This window comes from uncultured Fibrobacter sp., assembly GCF_947166265.1.
Classification (GTDB): Bacteria; Fibrobacterota; Fibrobacteria; order Fibrobacterales; family Fibrobacteraceae; genus Fibrobacter.
This window is the reverse complement of sequence record NZ_CAMVDO010000005.1, coordinates 19,684-37,235: the sequence shown is the minus strand read 5'-3', so window position 1 is coordinate 37,235 and position 17,552 is coordinate 19,684. Positions and strand designations below refer to the sequence as shown.

14 protein-coding genes and 1 tRNA gene are annotated in these 17,552 nt (G+C 53.2%); 11 read left to right on the top strand and 4 right to left on the bottom strand.

The genetic code is table 11. The annotated features are described in order from the left end of the window. Nucleotides 1–101 precede the first annotated feature (101 nt). The 3 genes from Q0W37_RS04075 to Q0W37_RS04065 all read right to left on the bottom strand — a co-directional run bounded on the left by Q0W37_RS04075 (nucleotide 102) and on the right by Q0W37_RS04065 (nucleotide 3,152). Nucleotides 102–1,376 (bottom strand): saccharopine dehydrogenase family protein, encoded by a 1,275-nt coding sequence (locus tag Q0W37_RS04075; RefSeq protein ID WP_297699028.1) that lies wholly within the window; start codon nucleotides 1,374–1,376, stop codon nucleotides 102–104. A gap of 230 nt (nucleotides 1,377–1,606) precedes the next feature. Continuing rightward, nucleotides 1,607–1,680, bottom strand: a tRNA-Ile gene (locus Q0W37_RS04070). A gap of 44 nt (nucleotides 1,681–1,724) precedes the next feature. Next, entirely contained in the window at nucleotides 1,725–3,152 is a 1,428-nt protein-coding gene (locus Q0W37_RS04065) for a glycogen synthase (RefSeq protein ID WP_297699026.1), read from the bottom strand. Between the two features lie 160 nt (nucleotides 3,153–3,312). Between Q0W37_RS04065 and Q0W37_RS04060 the strand changes: the two genes are divergently transcribed. Then, complete coding sequence (locus tag Q0W37_RS04060; protein WP_297699024.1) at nucleotides 3,313–4,371, top strand: hypothetical protein; 1,059 nt, start codon at nucleotides 3,313–3,315, stop codon at nucleotides 4,369–4,371. Nucleotides 4,372–4,888: 517 nt separating this feature from the next. Here Q0W37_RS04060 and Q0W37_RS04055 read toward each other — a convergent pair. After that, nucleotides 4,889–6,019 carry a hypothetical protein gene (locus tag Q0W37_RS04055; protein ID WP_297699022.1) on the bottom strand — a complete coding sequence of 377 codons (1,131 nt, stop codon included), beginning with the start codon at nucleotides 6,017–6,019 and terminating at the stop codon, nucleotides 4,889–4,891. Nucleotides 6,020–6,157: 138 nt separating this feature from the next. On the opposite strand from Q0W37_RS04055, the gene Q0W37_RS04050 reads away from it, so the two are divergent. The 10 genes from Q0W37_RS04050 (at nucleotide 6,158) to murF (ending at nucleotide 17,552) form a co-directional block, all read left to right on the top strand. Continuing rightward, the gene (locus tag Q0W37_RS04050) at nucleotides 6,158–6,790 is read left to right on the top strand and encodes an outer-membrane lipoprotein carrier protein LolA (protein WP_297699020.1); all 633 of its coding nucleotides are present in this window, start codon (nucleotides 6,158–6,160) and stop codon (nucleotides 6,788–6,790) included. A gap of 10 nt (nucleotides 6,791–6,800) precedes the next feature. Beyond that, complete coding sequence (locus Q0W37_RS04045) at nucleotides 6,801–8,405, top strand: hypothetical protein (RefSeq protein ID WP_297699018.1); 1,605 nt, start codon at nucleotides 6,801–6,803, stop codon at nucleotides 8,403–8,405. Between the two features lie 47 nt (nucleotides 8,406–8,452). Continuing rightward, a complete protein-coding gene (locus Q0W37_RS04040; protein ID WP_297699016.1) occupies nucleotides 8,453–9,505 on the top strand; it encodes a hypothetical protein in 1,053 nt (350 codons plus the stop codon). Then, on the top strand, nucleotides 9,502–10,713 hold the full coding sequence (locus Q0W37_RS04035; RefSeq protein WP_297699014.1) for a DNA replication/repair protein RecF: 1,212 nt from the start codon (nucleotides 9,502–9,504) through the stop codon (nucleotides 10,711–10,713). Before Q0W37_RS04040 ends, Q0W37_RS04035 begins: the two co-directional genes overlap by 4 nt. A 318-nt stretch (nucleotides 10,714–11,031) precedes the next feature. Further along, a complete protein-coding gene (locus tag Q0W37_RS04030) occupies nucleotides 11,032–11,508 on the top strand; it encodes an MraZ family transcriptional regulator (RefSeq protein ID WP_297699012.1) in 477 nt (158 codons plus the stop codon). Further along, the gene (rsmH, locus tag Q0W37_RS04025) at nucleotides 11,495–12,532 is read left to right on the top strand and encodes a 16S rRNA (cytosine(1402)-N(4))-methyltransferase RsmH (RefSeq protein WP_297699010.1); all 1,038 of its coding nucleotides are present in this window, start codon (nucleotides 11,495–11,497) and stop codon (nucleotides 12,530–12,532) included. Before Q0W37_RS04030 ends, rsmH begins: the two co-directional genes overlap by 14 nt. After that, nucleotides 12,529–12,837, top strand: a complete 309-nt coding sequence (locus tag Q0W37_RS04020; protein ID WP_297699008.1) for a hypothetical protein — start codon at nucleotides 12,529–12,531, stop codon at nucleotides 12,835–12,837. The genes rsmH and Q0W37_RS04020 overlap by 4 nt, the downstream gene beginning before the upstream one ends. Next, nucleotides 12,834–14,750, top strand: coding sequence for a penicillin-binding protein (locus Q0W37_RS04015; RefSeq protein WP_297699005.1), 1,917 nt, complete (start codon nucleotides 12,834–12,836; stop codon nucleotides 14,748–14,750). Before Q0W37_RS04020 ends, Q0W37_RS04015 begins: the two co-directional genes overlap by 4 nt. After that, nucleotides 14,750–16,177, top strand: coding sequence for a UDP-N-acetylmuramoyl-L-alanyl-D-glutamate--2,6-diaminopimelate ligase (locus tag Q0W37_RS04010; protein WP_297699003.1), 1,428 nt, complete (start codon nucleotides 14,750–14,752; stop codon nucleotides 16,175–16,177). The genes Q0W37_RS04015 and Q0W37_RS04010 overlap by 1 nt, the downstream gene beginning before the upstream one ends. Continuing rightward, nucleotides 16,170–17,552 carry a UDP-N-acetylmuramoyl-tripeptide--D-alanyl-D-alanine ligase gene (gene murF / locus Q0W37_RS04005; RefSeq protein WP_297699001.1) on the top strand — a complete coding sequence of 461 codons (1,383 nt, stop codon included), beginning with the start codon at nucleotides 16,170–16,172 and terminating at the stop codon, nucleotides 17,550–17,552. Before Q0W37_RS04010 ends, murF begins: the two co-directional genes overlap by 8 nt.

Genomic DNA, 17,552 nt, shown 5'->3' with positions numbered 1-17,552 from the left:
TCACTAACGTTCCCTTTGAGCTTTAGTTTGGTGCCAAAGGCACGATTATTAAAAGCTCATACCTCAAAGCGAGCTTGCGAGCGACCTCGTCGCTCAAATCACTAGTCTACCAGCACCGGGTTGAAGTTTTCCTTCCAGGGGAGGCCGTACTTGGTGAGGGCATCCATGAACGGATCCGGGTCGAATTCTTCCACGGTATGCACACCCGGCTTGTTCCACTTGCCGGTAAGCACCATCATGGCACCGCACATGGCGGGCACGCCGGTGGTGTAGGCGATAGCCTGGCTACCGAGTTCCTTGTAGCATTCCTGGTGGTCGCAAACGTTGTACAGATAGTAGGTCTTGTCCTTGCCGTCCTTCTTGCCCTTGAAAATGCAACCGATGTTGGTCTTGCCCTTGGTGCGGGGACCGAGGCTTGCCGGGTCCGGAAGGAGAGCCTTCAGGAACTGGATCGGCACGATGTCCTGACCCTGGAACTTGATCGGCTGGGTGCTGAGCATGCCCACGTCTTCGAGGCAGCGCATGTGGTCGAGGTAGCTCTGACCGAACGTCATGAAGAAGCGGATGCGCTTCACGCCCGGGATGTTCTGGGCCAGCGATTCAATTTCTTCGTGGTGCAGCAGGTACATGTCCTTCTTGCCCACTTCGTCGAACACGTATTCGCGCTTGATGCTCATGGCCGGGATTTCGACCCAGTGGCCCTTGCCGTTTTCGTCGGTGTCCCAGTAGCTACCCGGAGCGGACACTTCGCGGAGGTTGATTTCGGGGTTGAAGTTCGTCGCGAACTTGTAGCCGTGATCGCCGCCGTTGCAGTCGAGAATGTCGATTTCTTCGATGGTGTCGAACTGGTGCTTGAGGGCGTAGGCGCAGTAGGCCTGGGAAACACCCGGGTCAAAGCCGGAACCGAGGAGCGCCGTGAGGCCGGCCTTTTCAAACTTTTCCTTGTAAGCCCACTGCCAGCTGTAATCGAAGTAGGCGCTGAAACCCTGTTCCTTCACGCGCTTGTCGTAGATCTTGCGCCACTCGGGATCGTCGATGTTTTCGGGTTCGTAGTTCGCCGTGTCCATGTAGTTCACGCCGCATTCCAGGCAGGCGTCCATGATGGCGAGGTCCTGGTATGGAAGCGCGATGTTCATCACGAGGTCGGGCTTGTATTCCTTGATGAGCTTGGCAACGTTTTCGGCCTTGTCAGCATCCACGGCGGCAGTCGTAATGACCGTCTTTGTATTCGGGCGGAGTTCCTGGGCGAGCTTTTCGCAGTTTTCGCGGTGACGGCTCGCGATGCAGATTTCGCTGAAGACTTCGCTGCAGGTGCAGCATTTCTTGATAGCAACCGTGGCGACGGCGCCACAACCGATAATCAAGGCTCTTGCCATTTCAAAGGCTCCTTATGAAGGTGAATTTTTGTTTTGAAGAAAATATAGAAAAGTGGTTGGTAAACAGTAGGCAGTGATTAGTGGTTAGGCAGGTTACAGGGGACAGGTTTCAGGTGTCAGTAAATTGAAATTTTGGTATTTTAATTTGTCTGTAATTAGCTTTGGACTGCCACTTGCGGTCTTCTTTTCTTAAAAAAGAAAGACGGCTCCTGAAAAGAAACCGTCTTTCGTGGGACCTCCGGGACTTGAACCCGGAACCCGCGGGTTATGAGTCCGCTGCTCTAACCAATTGAGCTAAAGTCCCGATGTAGGGCCAAATATAGTCTTTTTGTAATGTTGGAACAGACTTTACAGTCCAAGTTCGCCGAATATGAGCAGGTATTTGGAAATCGTCCTGCACCATTCGTAGTGGAATCCGCTATAGGCGTTCACCACGCACTTGTCCCAGTCGGCCACTTCGGTCTTGTAGACTTTTACGGCGTCCTTTGCACAGCGTAGCATCTGGTGCGGGGCGTTCGCGTCATCGACGAGGAATGCATTTGCTTCTCCCGCCGTTTCGAGTGCGTAGCTGGTGAGCATCGTAGAGACGCCCACGGTACGGCCCGTAATGGGGAGTGTTCCTGCGGCCATCGCCTTGAGGATAATGGAAGAAGACGGCTCACGGAGGTTTGCGGCAAACAGGGCGTCGGAGCCTGCCAGGGTGTCGCGGAGAATCTGGATGTCGTCACCGTCGCATTCGAGGTCCTGCACGCACATCACTTCGGGGTACTGCTGGGCGAAGTCCTTGTAGTAGTTCCACTCGCTGTTCAAGGACGAAATGCCTACGATAAGGAAAACTTCGAGACGGGCGATGTCCGAAAGAATCGTCGCAAGCGTTTCGGAGGTGTTGCCCGCTTCTTCGTCGAGGTGTACGTAGAGCACCAACTTGCCGTCGAAGTTCACGTTCAGCTGTTGCTGTAGGTGTGCGCGGGCCTTGGCCTTGGCTTCCTTGATGGGGAGGTTTTCCTTGTTGAAATCCCAGACCTGGTAGCTTACACCGAACTGGACGCCGATCAGCTTGTCCGCGTTTCGGTTCAAAAAGCCGCTAATGCCACCGGGAAGGTTCGTATTGAGCATCGCATCGCGGTAGCCGGGCGAGGGGAAAAGTACCTTGGTGGCGTACAGGATGCCCACCTTGAGAAGGCTGACCTTTCCCCAGAATTCGTAGCCGTCCATATTGTAGTCTTTACGCGGAAGTCCAATGCGCTCGATTTCGCTAGAGGAAATGTGGAAATCGTAGGTGATGTTATGGACGGTAAAGAAGAACGGAATCTTGCTAGCGTATTCCTGGTAAGTCGTCTTGGCGAGTGCGCCAACCAGGGCGCCACCCCATTCGTGACCAAGAATGGCGTTACTTTCGAACTTGCTTGCTTCGGCGTATGCAAGGGCTGCCGAGGCGAGAAACGCAAACCGGATATGGTTGTCCTGGTACGGTGCGCTCTGTGGCGGGCTGTAGACGTAGGGCCTGCCGAAATATTCTTCGTTATAGATATAGGTATGCAGGGGGTCCTGTTCGGAAACCCAGATTTCGTAGGGCTTGTTCAAAAGCTTTTCTACGCCGCTGTAGACGCAACGGTAGCTTTCGACATTGACCATCAGGTTCTTGAAGAACGGCGAACAGGTAATGACCTTTGTACCGGCGCTTGCAAAAGCGTCGGTCATGCGGTTGACCGCAGTTGCCAGTGGACTGGTTTTTCGCCAGTTACCGGCTTCGGGGCTTACGACAAGGATATTCATTCCCGGACGGTTTCTCCAAAGAAAATTTTACCTATAAAGCTAGTTTCCCTTAAATTTATTTAATTATTTTTTGAAACGTATACAGAAAAAGTAATTTTTTTGTCAAAAAGCCCTTTATCTATCTATATTAGTTGAAAACAATCAACTGAAGGAAACAAAAATGAAAAAAATCCTGATCGCTTCTCTTGCCGCGGCTGTTGCCTTTACGATGGTCGGCTGTAAGGGTACCAACGAAAAGCGCGGCGATGAACACCTCAAGGAAGGCCGTTACCGCAATGCTATCAACTCTTATCTCGAAGCTAAGAAGAAAGGTAGCATGTCCGATGAATTCTACGACAACTTTACGCTTGCCCTGGTTCGCGCCGCCGAAACGGAAGCCAAGAAGGATTTGAACAGCGACCTTATCAACGGCTACTTCGACAAGGCCTCGGTGAACATGGCCGAAGTCCAGAATGCCGAAGTGATCGAAGAATACGTGACGAAGCTTGCAACGATCGGTAAGCAGCAGGCCGCCCAGGAAGGCATGGACTACGGTACCATCGTGAACGCATTTGCAAAGATCGATACCGCTCTTGCAACGGCCAAGGCCAAGGGTGCCGGTGAAGCAGCCGTGAAGGCCATCCGTACCGAAGCTGAAAACGCCTACGTTGCCAAGAACCTCTCCGAAGCCGTGGGCGAATCCGACCCGGTCGTGAGCGAATACCACATCATGAAGATTGCCGAAATGGCTCCGGAAAATGCAGAAGTCAAGGCAGCCCTCAACAAGAGCCGTAAGGGCACTCGCGGTTACTTCCTGATCTTCGGCGAACAGATTGGCGAACCGGTGAGCCGCCGCGTGGACAAGTGGGGCTACGTGATGGCATTCCCGACTCTCAAGATGGCTCCGGGTTCCCTTTCCGGCGAACTGCAGTTCTGGGCTTCTACCGGCAACAACACCGAACTTGACCCGGCTGGCATCAAGGTCGTTTCTACCGACGGTCGCGAAGCGGTGGCCAAGGTGAGCGGCGGCTGGTGCGAAGCTGAAGTGCTCGTGGGCAAGAAGGGCCAGGAAAAGATCGAAAAGAAGAAGCAGGCAATCAAGGCCGGCACCAAGGGCAAGCTCATGAACGAGTTCCAGTGCTCCGTGAACGTCTCCTTCTCTTACGCCAAGGACTTCGTACCGGACTACGTGGAATACAAGGACGGCTTCGGCATCGGCCGCAAGTACCTCGGTCAGTAATAACGGCTTTGAGGTCGCGCTAAGCGCTCTGAGCATTGAGCTGTGAGCGCTCAGGTAAAACCTTAAATTTTTTGAAAGGCGAGAGCAATCTTGCCTTTCTTTTTGTTTATAGGTGGGGAATAAATAGAGGCTAGTTTTGCCTGAAGCCCGTTAGAAGGGGGGGGGCTCTGCGAGAGCCTGGCCGCTAAGCGAACATTCGTCGGCCGAAGGCCGTGGCCATGTGAGCCTAAATGCCCCAGACGTTAAGCTGGGGCTGTGGCGAGAGTGAGACTCTATCACATTTTTAATTATGTGATAGAGTCGAACGGTCTTGATGTCGTGCGGAGCAGGCTGAGTTGGGGCTGAAACGAGGGGAATGCGTTCCCCCCACAAAAAAACACCGGGCAAAAACCCGGTGAAGAAAGCTTTATGCAGGTGCTCTTGTCCGTGAGTAACAAACGCCTCGTATTAACGAGGCGTGGTTACGAGAGCGAGCGCTTTGGGTACGTACTTTTACGATTGGGCGCGAGCGGTCTTGTTAGAAACTAGCCTTGCCGCTCAAACCGAGAGAGAACCGGCCCTTGCCGAACGGGGTGTCGTCGGTCTTGGTGAAGTTGTAGCCGTACCAGACGACGATTTCGGTATTCATGGTCGGGTAGATGTAGTGGTTCATCCCCAGGAACTTGTAGTCGTCCTTGTGCTTTTCCTTGTCGGGGTCGTGGTATTCGAAAGAGACTCCCAAGGTGTACTTCTTGTGGATGTTGAAGCTCGGCTCGATGGCGTACATCATCTGGTCGTCGGTCATCAGCTGCGGCTCGGCATCGTATTCCTTGTCGGTGATGGCGTAGAAGAAGGTGCCTGCCAGGTTGAAGATGGCGTAGTTCATGCTGGGTTCGAGCAAGAAGGAGTGTGTTCCCTTGCCCTTGTAGGGGTGGAGGCCCCAGACCGCGTAGATGCCGTAGTTGAACTTGGAGAAGCTCTTGGAGTAGTCCACTTCGGTACCGAGCACGTAGGTGTGGCTACGGTTGATTTCGGAGCCGAATACCCAGTCGAGGCTCGGGGTGATAATCAAGTGCTCGTCGGTGTGGTTGATGAGCGGGAAACCGTAAGTGGCAAAGAGGGCGATGGTGTGGTCGGTGGCATCGGAGGCGCCCAAGTAAAGGGAGCCGCGTCCGTACTTGTCGTTACCGACATCGAGGCCTACGCCGCGGAGTTTCTGTTCGCGGACTATGACCGCGTAGCGGGAAACGTCGCGCCAGAAGTAGTAGTTGAATGCGCCTGCGCTGTAGGTCATGTCACCGAAGACGAGCGTGACTTCGTGGCTTACGTCCCAGCGGAACTGGACGCCGTCGAAATCGAACGAGTTGTTGCGGCCCTCTGAACCCATGGCGGTGGAACGGGCAAGTCCATGACGGACTTCGGATTCTTCGAGATCGCCGTTCTGGTTGACATAGGTGCTATGAGTGGTCCCCTTGACGATCACGGAAATGTTTTCGTCGAGGTGAGCTTGCAGGGCGAGGTAGATATCCTGGTTGCCTGCGTTGGTGGGATCAAAATCGCTGTCAAAGTAGCTGGCGTAATCCATGTTCACGTCACCGTGGACTTCGATGTCGGCGGCGAGAGCGATGGTGGCAGATGCCATAGCCAGGGGCAAAATCAGTTTGCGCATACGTGTTTTCCAGTAGGATTAAATTTTTCTTGCACAAAGATAGAAATATCCGAGCTGAAAAGCCAAGCATTCGGGGCGTGAAATTTGTAAATTTGCCCATAATCGCCCAGTTTGGTATAGATAGGAGTTTTTTTGTTGATGCTCAAGTCCTTACGCGCTATCCTTTTTTCGGTAATGCTTGTCGCACCGTCTCTCTTTGCGCTCACCGCCGACGAGGCTATGGAAAAATCAAAGGCGTGGTTCAAGTCGGGGAAGGCTTGGAGCCTTGATTTTAGGGTTCAGGTGTTCTACGCGGATTCTCCGGATATCGCCTCGCAGAACGGAAAGCTCCTGGTGGCAGACGGCGACCGCTTTGTGCTCGATATGGCAGGAATCAAGTTCTACAGCGACGGCGAAAGCCTGTGGCAGCACAACGTGGAACAGCGTCAGGTGTTGATCAAGGCGGTCGAAGACCTGTCGAGTTCGCTGCATCCGTCGGAACTTTTGTTCAAGTACCTGAATTGCAAGGCGAAAGAGATTGCCGAGGGCGAGTTTGGGGGGCAGAAACTTTGGGTACTCAAGCTGGACCCGTCCAAGTATGCGGGACAGTTTACGCAAATGGAAGTGTGGCTTTCCAAGAAGGATTTTTCGCCGGTGCGCCTTTTTACGGTGGATCCTTCCGGGAACGGTTCGTGGTACAATATCGTAAACCTCAAGGTGATGAAAAAGGTTTCGGCGGAAGATTTCAAGTATAAGCCGGTAAAGGGTGTCGATGAAATCGACATGCGGTAAGTTTATGAGTTTGATTAGTTTATCAAAAAAAATCCTGGGGGCGTCGCTTGTGCTTTGTGGCGCCTCTGTGCCCGCCTTCGCTGCGGAGACGCTCTTTAGCAACTATACCATGAACGTGAATGAAACGGGCAAGGTGGGGACGCTTTGGGTGTTTTCCCGTGGGGACATCTACAGTGGCGTATCGCTCCTTTCGCTCAGTGTCGAATCGACGGGCATTCGTGTGCTGGATTCGAAACAGGAACAGCTGTCCGATTCCGTGACGGCGGTGAAGTCCAGCTTTTTCAGGGACCTTCAGGCGGAACAGAGGCGAATCCCTTCTGTTTATGCGGGGAAGCTCGGTTACGTGCTTCCGATGATCGGCCTCGATGATGACGGGGCGTTCTTACAGCCGGAAGGTTTTTTCTCGGTGCGTGGAATTGATAATGTTATCGAAAATAGGCTGGATATCCCCGATGCGCTAGAGGATCTGGATACGGCGATGCATTATGCCGTAAGCGGCTTCGCATTCGATTCTACCAAAAAACAGCTATGGATGGCGCGTGGGGCTGCGGGCCTTGGAATTTACGATGTTTCAAGCGGCAAGAAGGGGATGTACCAGCTGAACCTTAAGACGGCAAAGCTCGATACAGCGGGCTTGAACTATAAGTGGAAATCGTCGGTGAATCCGCGTATTTTCGACGTGAAACAACATCCTAGGACCGGTGATTTATGGCTTGCAACGGAAAAGGGTCTGTGGAAATGGACAGGGAACAAGCTTTCTAAGGCTTCAACCGTTCTGGATTCGAGTGCCCGCGTGACGGGACTCTGGATGGGGGGTGAACCTCTGACGGTGATTGCCGAAACTTCGCGAATGGAAAAGGAATCGATGAAGGGGGCGCTGTGGGTACTCCGTGAAGGCGCCAAGGATTTTGCGAAGGTGAATTTCCTGGATTCTGCGGGAAAGGCTCAGAAAAAGGATATCTACGACGATGGTGACTATACGGTAAGCGGTGTTGCCTTTATCGGAAAAACGGCCTTCGTGGGTGTGATGGCTGCGGGTGGCTCGGTTACTGGCTATTTCAAGCTGGATTCAGCGGGTGTTCGCGCCTGGGACAATGACGGAAACAACCAGTGGCTGAATGGCTACGAAACGGGCGTGACGGACCGCGACGAACGCATTACGTCTATCTGCGCGTTCCCCCTCGAAAAGAACGTGACGGGTCTTGCCGTTTCGACTTACGGCAACGGAATTTCCGTGTCGGCGGATTCGGGAAAGACGTGGACTCCCATATTGAATAGGGCCTCTCTCGGCGACGACCTCGGGACTGTTCGCATGGTGCCTTCGGTGATTACGTCGGGCAACGGAAACCAGTCGCTTGTTTCGTACAAGGTTAGCAAGAATTCGAAGATTACGATCGACGTGTTTAGCTACGATATGCGCAAAGTGCGTACGATTGTAAAGGATGCTCCTCGCGGAGCGGATGCCTCTCGCAGCACGAACCCGAAAGAAGATTTCTGGGATGGGCTTGACAAGGCGGGAAGACCCTGCACCATGGGCGTGTACTATGTGCGCGTCAAGGATAACCACGGTCACATCGGCTGGGGTAAGGTGATGACTCTGGGAGGGCACAAATGATGATGCTTAGACGAAAGGATCCAGGAATGGAGAATGAAAAATTAAAAATGGCAAAATCATTTTTCGTTTTTCAGTATTCATTATTCATTTTATTCGTTGCTTTGTTGGCATCTTCTGCGGTTGCGGGGAAACGTGCGACATTGGGTAGCTTTGACGGCTTTGTGGAACGTATGGGTGCGGGTACTCGTGAACTCGGCCGTGGCAATACGGGCTCGGCGGATACCGCTTCGATGCCCGCTGCCTACTGGAACCCGGCTATCCTTGGTTTTCGTGAAGACTTTGCGTATTCCCTGAGTGCCGAAAAGCGCGACCTTGACCGTGCGGGTGGCTCGCTTGGCTTGGAAACTCCGGTTGGCAAGCGTATGGGCGTTGGCTTTGCGATGCTGTACCGTGGCGACCTTGCTTTCGATGTCATTAACGAAGATGACGAAACCATGGGAACGGCGACTCCTTACTTTACCATGATGTATCTTGGCTTTGCCTATCGGGTGACCCGTCTGGATGCCATTGGCTTTTCGCTTTCGATGAGTTACGACAACATGGACATTTCGGAGTATTACGAGGGTGTTGCCGAAGTGGTCGACGATTACCGTAGCCCGGTGACTTTTAACCTGAGCTGGCTTCGTCAGTGGAACAGGAACTGGTCTACCTCCGTTGTGATCCGCAACTTGAGCTTTAGTGAGAACTTGTCTGCAAAGTGGAACAAGAATACCAGCACCGACAACTCCGTCGAAAGTACCGAAGGTGTGCGCCCGAAGGTGTTGCAGATCGGACTCGGGTATCGTTCCAACGTATTGGGGAAACCCGTGTACGCCTGGATGGAAGCGCTTGATTATCAGGTGGCGGACACCTTGCTTGCGTTTGACCCCGATTTGCATGTATGGACGGGCCGCGTGGGCTTTGAATGCGAAATTATTCCCGACGGAACGCTTCGTGTCGGTATGGACGATCTGGACTGGACGGTGGGTGCCGGCTACAAGTTCAGGATTCGCATCGGAAAGACACGGTATCCGTTCGACGTGAACTACGCCTTGATTTACGAAACGGAAGCGGGCCTCTGGACTCCGCTGAGCTTTGGACTCAGGGGCTACATTCCGTGATTTCAAAAATCTATATAGATGGTCTGCGCAGCCTGTCGCTGTTCGAACATGATTTTGGACCGGGAATTACCGTGGTCCATGGGCCGAATGGCTGTGGCAAGACGTCTATCCTGGAATCGGTACATTTGCTTGCGCAGGGGTTCTCTTTCCGCGCTCACGACTTGAAGGAAATGATCTCCTGGAACGGGAGCGAGTTGATTGTCCGCGGTACGTTTGAAGATGCGGGGCGTACGACGTCGCGTGCGGTGCGCGTAGGAAAGCGCTCTTGCGATGTCCGCGAAAACGGGGAGAGCCTAAAGTCCGTTTCTTCGTTGTTTGGAAATATGCCCGCGGTCATTATGCAGCCTTCGGATATCGAACTTTTGCGTGGTGCTCCGGAAGTGCGTCGGCGTTGGCTAGATGAAATCCTTTGCTTCCGCTCGCAGGCGAATGCATCGGTGCTCAAGCGTTATCGCCGAGTGTTGCAACAACGTAATCAGTGGCTTAGGCAGTATAAGCGCGAAGGCGGTGCGACCGGCGGTGAGGAACTTTTTGCGGTTCTCACGGAGCAGTTAGTCGATTTGGGAGCCAAACTCTGGGCGGCGCGTCTGTCGCTTTCGAAAGAGATTTCGCCTGTTATTACAGGGTATTACCGTAGGCTTTCGGGGGGCGTCGACGAAATTACGTGCGCCTACAAGAGTTCGATACTCAAGGAATTGGACGCTCTTGACGGAGCGGAATTCCTGGACGATCAGGAGCTCGATAAGGTTTCTATGGTGGCGGACAAAAGTGTCGCTTATATTGCCTCGGATTCGGGAGAATCTGACGACGGTTCCGTTGACGAGAATGCGTTACGCGAGGCCTACCGCCGTAAACTTTCTGGTTTGGAATTTGCCGAAAAAATCCAGGGGATTACGCTTTCTGGTCCTCATAAGGATGACCTCGGAATATGCATTGGGGCCTCTGAAATGCGGTCTTGCGGGTCGCAGGGGCAGTGCCGCTGTTCGGCGGTTGCCATGCGGTTTGCCGCAGTCGATGTCGCGACCCGTTACCTGAACAAGCCGATTCTTTTGCTCGACGATATTTTTGCTGAACTCGATGTGAAGCGCCGCGATGCGGTGGCGTCCCTTATCCGCGAAAAGGCGTGTCAGGTGATTATCGCGACGCCGCAGCTCGAAGAACTTCCCTTTAGGGCCGATGCCGAGATTCAAATCGGCCATAAAGTTTAAAGACATAAAACGTATTCCTGTCCGTGTCCATTAGGTGCTATTGACGCGGTGTTTGCCCTGACGGGGCTTTTTTTGTATCCGTCAGATTTTTTTGATGCAAAAATAAAAAGAGTTGGTGAACTGATGTTCACCACTTTTCAATCGGACTAGGGGTCGAGGTATGCTTTTTGTATGCTTTCGATGAGAAAAAATGGATGAAAATCTCTGTTTGGGGGTGAAAAACCCTGTCTGTGGGAAAAAAATCTTGCCGAAGTGGGTGAAAATGGGTACATTTACCACGTGTGATAAGTGTTGTGGTAAGTTGTGTCAAGGATTTAAATGGATTTACCGTATTTCATAGGTAACGCCAAGACGGCGATCGACGGAAAGGGAAGGTCTTCCTTCCCCAGGGAACTCCGTCGTCAGCTTTGGCCTACCGAAGGGAACGAGTTCGTGGTCACCCGTGGCCCGGACCACACCCTCCGGTTGTACATGTTGCCTGAGTACGTTAAGTACATGGCCGAAATCGACGCGTTTAAAGACCGCCGTCAAGCCGATGTATTCCGGAAACAACTCGATGCCTGTTTTGTAGAAATGGACGGGCAGAACCGCATTCTTATTCCCAAGAAATTGCTGGATCATGCGGGACTTACGACCGAAGTGGTTTACTCCCCCGGTCGTGGTCGGTCTCTGGAAATGTGGAACCCCGAACGGTTCGAATCTCAGCATAGTATGCAGTCTGAAGAAGATTTGAAGCTGTTCGACGAAATGTTCTACCGCATTGGTTCGACGGAGGGCTTAGATGACAAACGCTGATCTCCGGCAGAATCAATTACAGACAAATGAATTTTCGAATGGTCGCCCTGTGGCGAAGCATTCCGCTGCTGCGACTGCAGGTGTTGAAAACGGCGTGTTCTATCACGATCCGGTGATGCTTAAGGAATGTCTTGAAGGCCTGAATATCAAGCCGAACGGTACCTACGGTGACTGTACCCTGGGTGGCGGCGGACATTCCTATGCGATTGCAAGTCAGTTGAACGAAGATGGGACGCTCCATGCATTCGACCGCGACGAAGAGGCGGTAGCCTTTGCGACAAAGCGTCTTGCAGGCGTAAAGCCCAAGTTCATTGTGCACCCGGTGCGCTTTGGCGAACTGAAGAACGAAATTGCGCCGAATACGCTCGACGGAATCCTTTATGATTTGGGGATCAGCAGCCATCAGGTGGATGACTCCGCTCGCGGCTTTACCTTTGTCGGTAACAATCCGCTCGATTTGCGCATGGACCGCCGCGAAGGAATCTCCGCGCAGCAGTGGCTCAAGACGGTGGACGCCGATACGCTTGCCGTCGCTCTCCGCAAGAATGCCGATATGGATCGCGCCTTCAAGCTTGCGACCCGCTTGATTGAAATGGCTTCGGCGACTGGCGATAAAGATATCTTGCCTTCCGACGTAAAAACGGTGGTGGAGTCTGTTTTCCCCGACAAGAGACGCGAAGTGAATGGCCTCTTGGCTCGCGTATTCCAGGCGATTCGTATGGAAGTGAACGGCGAACTGAAGGAAATTGAAGATAGCCTGCGCGCTGCCGTGGATTGCCTGAAGGTGGGGGGCCGCCTGGTGGTGATGAGCTACCACTCCGTAGAAGACCGTTGCGTCAAGGAAACGGCCGCCGAATTTGAGAAGGCCTGCATTTGCCCGGAGAATTTGCCGGTGTGCATGTGCGGCGGGAATCATCAGCGCTTAAAGAAGGTGAATCGCAAGCCGATTTTGCCTACAAACGAAGAAATTGCGAACAACAGCAGGGCTCGCTCTGCAAAACTAAGGGTGTACGAACGGGTATGAGTGCCGAAAACAAGACATCAGTTTTCTACTCGAACCGCACGATCGTGTGGGGCTTTGCCTGTGCCGTACTCGTGGCGGGCCTGTTGCTGATTTTGCCGCTTTACATGCAGAACTGCCTGACAAGACTTTATACGAAATCACATGAGCTTTCGGCCCAGGTGGGACTTCTGCAACGTGAAATCGTTCTGAAGCGGCTTGAAATCAATAAGCTTTCGTCGCTGGAATCGCTTTCGGAATTTGCCGAAAAATGTGAACTTGACTTAAATGACGTGCCGACCAAGGTGCGCGTATCGGGGGCTCCATGAATATTGTGAATATGGATGCCCTCTCGGTTGGAAAAATGCTAGTGTACGGCGTTATCGGCGTACTCGTGTGGCAGACCTTTACTATCCAGGTGCTGAACCGTGAAATTTACCAGGCCGAAACAAGGCGCACGGTGACGATCACCAAGAATATCTATGCGGAACGCGGCGAAATTCTGGACCGAAACGGAATCGTATTTGCGCAGAACCTCCGCGATACGGGCAAGACCGAAGACTACAGCCGCATTTTCTTGCAAGGGAAACTTGCCTCGCAGATCGTGGGGAAGGTCGGCTACGATGGTGTCGGAAGCATGGGCATGGAACGCATCTTTGACTTGCGTCTCCGTGGTAACGAAGGTTTCCGCGTCGGAATTCAGGATGCGCGCGAACGTGAAATTTATGGCCGCTCCGAAAACGTGGCCGAAGCAAAACCCGGAAAGAACTTGGTGCTCACCATCGACAAGAACATGCAGGAAATTGTCGAAAAGGCGCTCAAGGATGGCGTGAATGAATTCAGTGCGGCCAGTGCCTCTGCTGTGGTGGTGGACCCCTACACGGGCGAAATCCTTGCCATGGCGAGCTATCCGACTTTTGACCCGAATTCCAAGAAACAGGGTGTGGGCCGTATGGCGAAAAACGATATCGTGGCGATGTCGTACGAACCGGGTTCCACCTTCAAGGTGATTACAGCGGCCGCAGCCCTTGAAGACAACATTGTTTCGCCCGATAAGGTATTTGAAAACGAAGGCAAGTGCTGGGATTGGTGGAAAAATAACCCGAAAATCAGAAGCGACAAGCCGATTTGCGATACGCATATCTATGGCGACATGAATATGGAAGAGGCGATGGTTCAGTCGTCGAACATCGTGTTTGCAAAGATTGCCGATATGGTGGGTGCCGAAAGGCTTTACCGGATGGCCCGCAACTTTGGCTTTGGCATGAAGACTTCCGAGAATCTTTATGGCGAAGAATCGGGACGCCTGTATATGCCCTACGAATTGACTCGAGACGAACGTACGCTTAAGACGATGGGCTTTGGACACGCAGTCTCGGTGACGCCGATCCAGATGGTGATGGCCTATGCCGCAGTGGCAAATGGCGGAACCCTGATGGAACCCATGATTGTAAAGGAATGGCGCGATGCCGACGGTAAGCTGGTCGAAAAGAAGGAACCTGTCAAGGTGCGTCGCGTGATTTCGGAACGTACGGCAGCCTCCATTCGCAAGATGTTGAACCGTGTGGTGAATAGCGGTACGGCCAAGCGCGTGGCAAGCAAGAAGATTCCCGACGTTTTATTTGGCGGAAAGACCGGTACGGCCGAAAAGTACAACCAGGAAACGGGTAAGTACGATCGCGAACACCAGGTGGCATCGTTTATCGGCCTTGCTCCGGTCGAAGATGTGCGTTACGTGTGCATGGTCCTGGTGGACGATCCGAATGCCGATAAGCTCTATGGACATACGGGCGGTGCTACGGCGGGCCCCATCTTTAGACGCATCATGGAAGGAATCTACTATCACCCGACGCTTTCGCCTGCGGCCCATGAGCTTACGCTGGTGAGCGAAAGTTCCCCGTGCAAGGGCGATTACGTCGGCCTGCATGTCGATGCGGCCAAGGTGCATGCCCAGTCGAGGCATTGTGCCGTGACTTTTGAAGGTGAAGGAAACCGTGTGATCTCTGCCCGTAGGGACAAGTCGGATTCGCTTGCGCTTGTGCTGACACTTGGAACGATCGAGGCTCAGAAAATGCCCGACCTGAAAGGGCTTTCGCTCAAGGACGCTCTTGAAATTGCCGGAAATATCCGCATAAACGTTGAATATTCCGGTATGGGCCGCGTCGTGTCGCAGTCCCCGAAGGTCGGGGAAGTGCTTCATAAGGGGCAGATTTGCAAGCTTACGCTAAAGGAGAAAGGCTGATGATTTCTGAAACGTTGATGCAGAAATTGAATGTACAAGGCCTCTGCGACGACTCCCGCCGCGTGAAGGCTAATGATTTGTTCTTCTCGATGCCGGGTGAAAAGTCCGACGAATTCGCGAAGAGCGCGGTGGCATCCGGTGCCGTTGCCGTGGTGGGCGAAACGGTCGCTCCCGAGGGACTTACCTCCAAGTGGATTCAGGTGGCAGACGTGAAGGCTGCACGCCTTGAAGCGGCAAGAATTTTCTACAAGGATCCGTTTGCAAAACTTTCTGCCCATGCCGTAACGGGAACGAATGGAAAGACGACGAGTGCTTTCCTGATGGATGCGATGCTTTCGGCTGCAGGCCGCAAGGTGGCGCTCCTGGGGACCATCAAGAACAAGATTGGTGAAAAGTCGGTGCCGGCTACGCTCACGACTCCGGGACTTTTGGATTTGTATGCCTTTGCCGCAAAGGCGGTAGAGGCTGGCTGTACGGATTTGGTGATGGAAGCGTCTTCGCATTCGCTTGACCAGGGCCGTATGGCAGGTGTGCTTTACAAGAGTGCGCTTTTCAGTAACCTGACGCAGGACCATCTCGATTACCATAAGACGATGGATGCCTATTTCGAGGCGAAAAAGCTCTTGTTCACGCGTTACCTCGCAAAAGACGGTGTTGCCGTTGTCAACATCGACGATGCGTATGGAAAGAAACTATACGACTCCCTAGCCGGGATTGGAGCGGACCGGGCGGTGGCTGTCTCGCGTCTAGGGGTCGTTAGCGCTACTGTGAAGCCCGAAGGGGCTGTCGAGAATACCGAAGATGGACTCAAGCTGCGTTTGCCTGCAATTAGTGCGGAAATATTTGAAACTCCGCTGTGCGGCGACTTTAACGTAGATAACGTGATGCTTGTCCTTGCCTGGGCAAAGTCGATTGGAATTGCTGAATCGGCCATGCGCAAGGCCCTTTCTGAAATCCGCGTTCCGGGCCGTTTCGAAAAGGTCTGGAACAAGAATGGCCGCCACGTGATTGTGGACTATGCCCACACTCCCGATGCCCTTGAACGTGTGCTTACGACCGCCCGCAGCCTCTGCCGCGGCAAGCTTTCTTGCGTGTTCGGCTGCGGAGGTGACCGCGACAGGACGAAACGTCCGATTATGGGTGCAATTGCTGAACGCTTGGCTGACAAGGCCTGGCTCACTTCGGATAATCCGCGCACCGAAAATCCGACGGACATCATCAACGATGTTCGCGCCGGCATGAAGACGGACAAGTTTAGCGTGGTCGAAAAGCGCGAAGAGGCAATTGCCAAGGCCTGCGCAGAACTCAAGGATGGCGACTGGCTCGTGATTGCGGGCAAGGGCCACGAAGACTACCAGATTGTGGGTAAGACCAAGCATCATTTTGATGACCGCGAAGAAGCGGTGAAGGCGATGGAAAATGTATAAGCTGGATTTGAAAATCAAGGAACTCTTGGAAATCCTCGAAACCTACTCGGTAGGCGTCGATGGCCGTACCAAGAACCGCAAGGTGAACCTTTGCATGGATTCGCGCGAACCTGCCAAGGGTGTTGTGTTTTGGCCGATCAAGGGTGCCCGATTTGACGCCCACCAGTTTGTGACTCAAATGGAAAAGAATGGAGCTTTGATGAGTGTCGTGAATGCAGATGCCGAAGGCATTGAAAACTTCAAGATGTATGCGCCCGTCGACGATACGACGAAAGCGCTCCTGAAACTCGCCAAGGGCTATCAGAAGAATTTTAAGGTAAAGAAGGTTGCCATTACGGGCAGCAACGGCAAGACCACCACCAAGGAAATGGTGAAGGCCGTCTTGTCGCAGAAGTACAATACGCATGCCACCGCCGGTAACTTCAACAACCACATCGGTGTGCCCATGACGCTGTTCCAGCTCAAGCACAGCCACGAAGCGGCAGTCATCGAAATGGGCACGAGCGGCCCGGATGAAATCCGTCCGCTCTCGCTCGCTGTCGAGCCCGATGTCGCCGTGATTACCAACATCGGCGCCTCTCACCTGGAACGCCTCAAGGATTTGGAGGGCGTGTTTGCCGAAAAGAAGACGATTGTCGCAGGCCTCAAGAAGAATGGCGTACTCATTGTGAACGCCGATGACCCGCGCCTTTGCAAGTGCCGCAGCAACACCAGCTACAAGGTGGTGACCTTTGGCGTAAAGCGCGGCATCATCAAGCCCGAAAAGCTCGAATGGAGCGAAGACAACTGCGCGACCTTCTTTGTGGAACGCACCAAGTTCACTCTGAATGTGCCGGGTATCCATAACCTTTACAACGCCCTCGCCGCTATTGCCGTGGGTCTTCAGTTCAGGGTTCCGAAGGCTGAAATCGCAAAGGCTCTCGCGAATTTCCGTTCGACCAATATGCGCATGGAAATCAAGAACGCAAACGGCTTCAAGATCGTGTCGGACTGCTACAATGCCAATCCGTCTTCGACCAAGATGGCCTTGCAGACGATTGGCAACATGAAGGTGAACCGCCGTATCGCCGTTCTGGGTGATATGCTGGAACTCGGCGCTCAGACGGATGCCTTGCACTTGGAAATGGGTGCGATGGTTCCCGAAATGAATTTTGACATGCTTCTGACCGTGGGTGAAAAGGCGAAGCTTTATGTGAAGGGCGCAAAGTTCAAGGGCATGAAGGCGGCGCATCATTTCGCCTCTGTTCAGGAATTGATTGACACCCTCACCGAGATCGTGGCTGAAGGTGACGTGCTCTTGATTAAGGGCAGCCGCGGTATGCACATGGAACAGGTGGTGGATGCCATGCTCAAGCTTACGAAGGTCAACGCATAG

Coding starts and splice junctions, on each gene's coding strand:
- Q0W37_RS04010 (WP_297699003.1), top strand. CDS start 14,750: ATGATTTCTGAAACGTTGATGCAGAAATTGAATGTACAAGGCCTCTGC.
- murF (WP_297699001.1), top strand. CDS start 16,170: ATGTATAAGCTGGATTTGAAAATCAAGGAACTCTTGGAAATCCTCGAA.
- Q0W37_RS04060 (WP_297699024.1), top strand. CDS start 3,313: ATGAAAAAAATCCTGATCGCTTCTCTTGCCGCGGCTGTTGCCTTTACG.
- Q0W37_RS04075 (WP_297699028.1), bottom strand. CDS start 1,376: ATGGCAAGAGCCTTGATTATCGGTTGTGGCGCCGTCGCCACGGTTGCT.
- Q0W37_RS04015 (WP_297699005.1), top strand. CDS start 12,834: ATGAATATTGTGAATATGGATGCCCTCTCGGTTGGAAAAATGCTAGTG.
- rsmH (WP_297699010.1), top strand. CDS start 11,495: ATGACAAACGCTGATCTCCGGCAGAATCAATTACAGACAAATGAATTT.
- Q0W37_RS04050 (WP_297699020.1), top strand. CDS start 6,158: ATGCTCAAGTCCTTACGCGCTATCCTTTTTTCGGTAATGCTTGTCGCA.
- Q0W37_RS04065 (WP_297699026.1), bottom strand. CDS start 3,152: ATGAATATCCTTGTCGTAAGCCCCGAAGCCGGTAACTGGCGAAAAACC.
- Q0W37_RS04030 (WP_297699012.1), top strand. CDS start 11,032: ATGGATTTACCGTATTTCATAGGTAACGCCAAGACGGCGATCGACGGA.
- Q0W37_RS04055 (WP_297699022.1), bottom strand. CDS start 6,019: ATGCGCAAACTGATTTTGCCCCTGGCTATGGCATCTGCCACCATCGCT.
- Q0W37_RS04040 (WP_297699016.1), top strand. CDS start 8,453: ATGGCAAAATCATTTTTCGTTTTTCAGTATTCATTATTCATTTTATTC.
- Q0W37_RS04020 (WP_297699008.1), top strand. CDS start 12,529: ATGAGTGCCGAAAACAAGACATCAGTTTTCTACTCGAACCGCACGATC.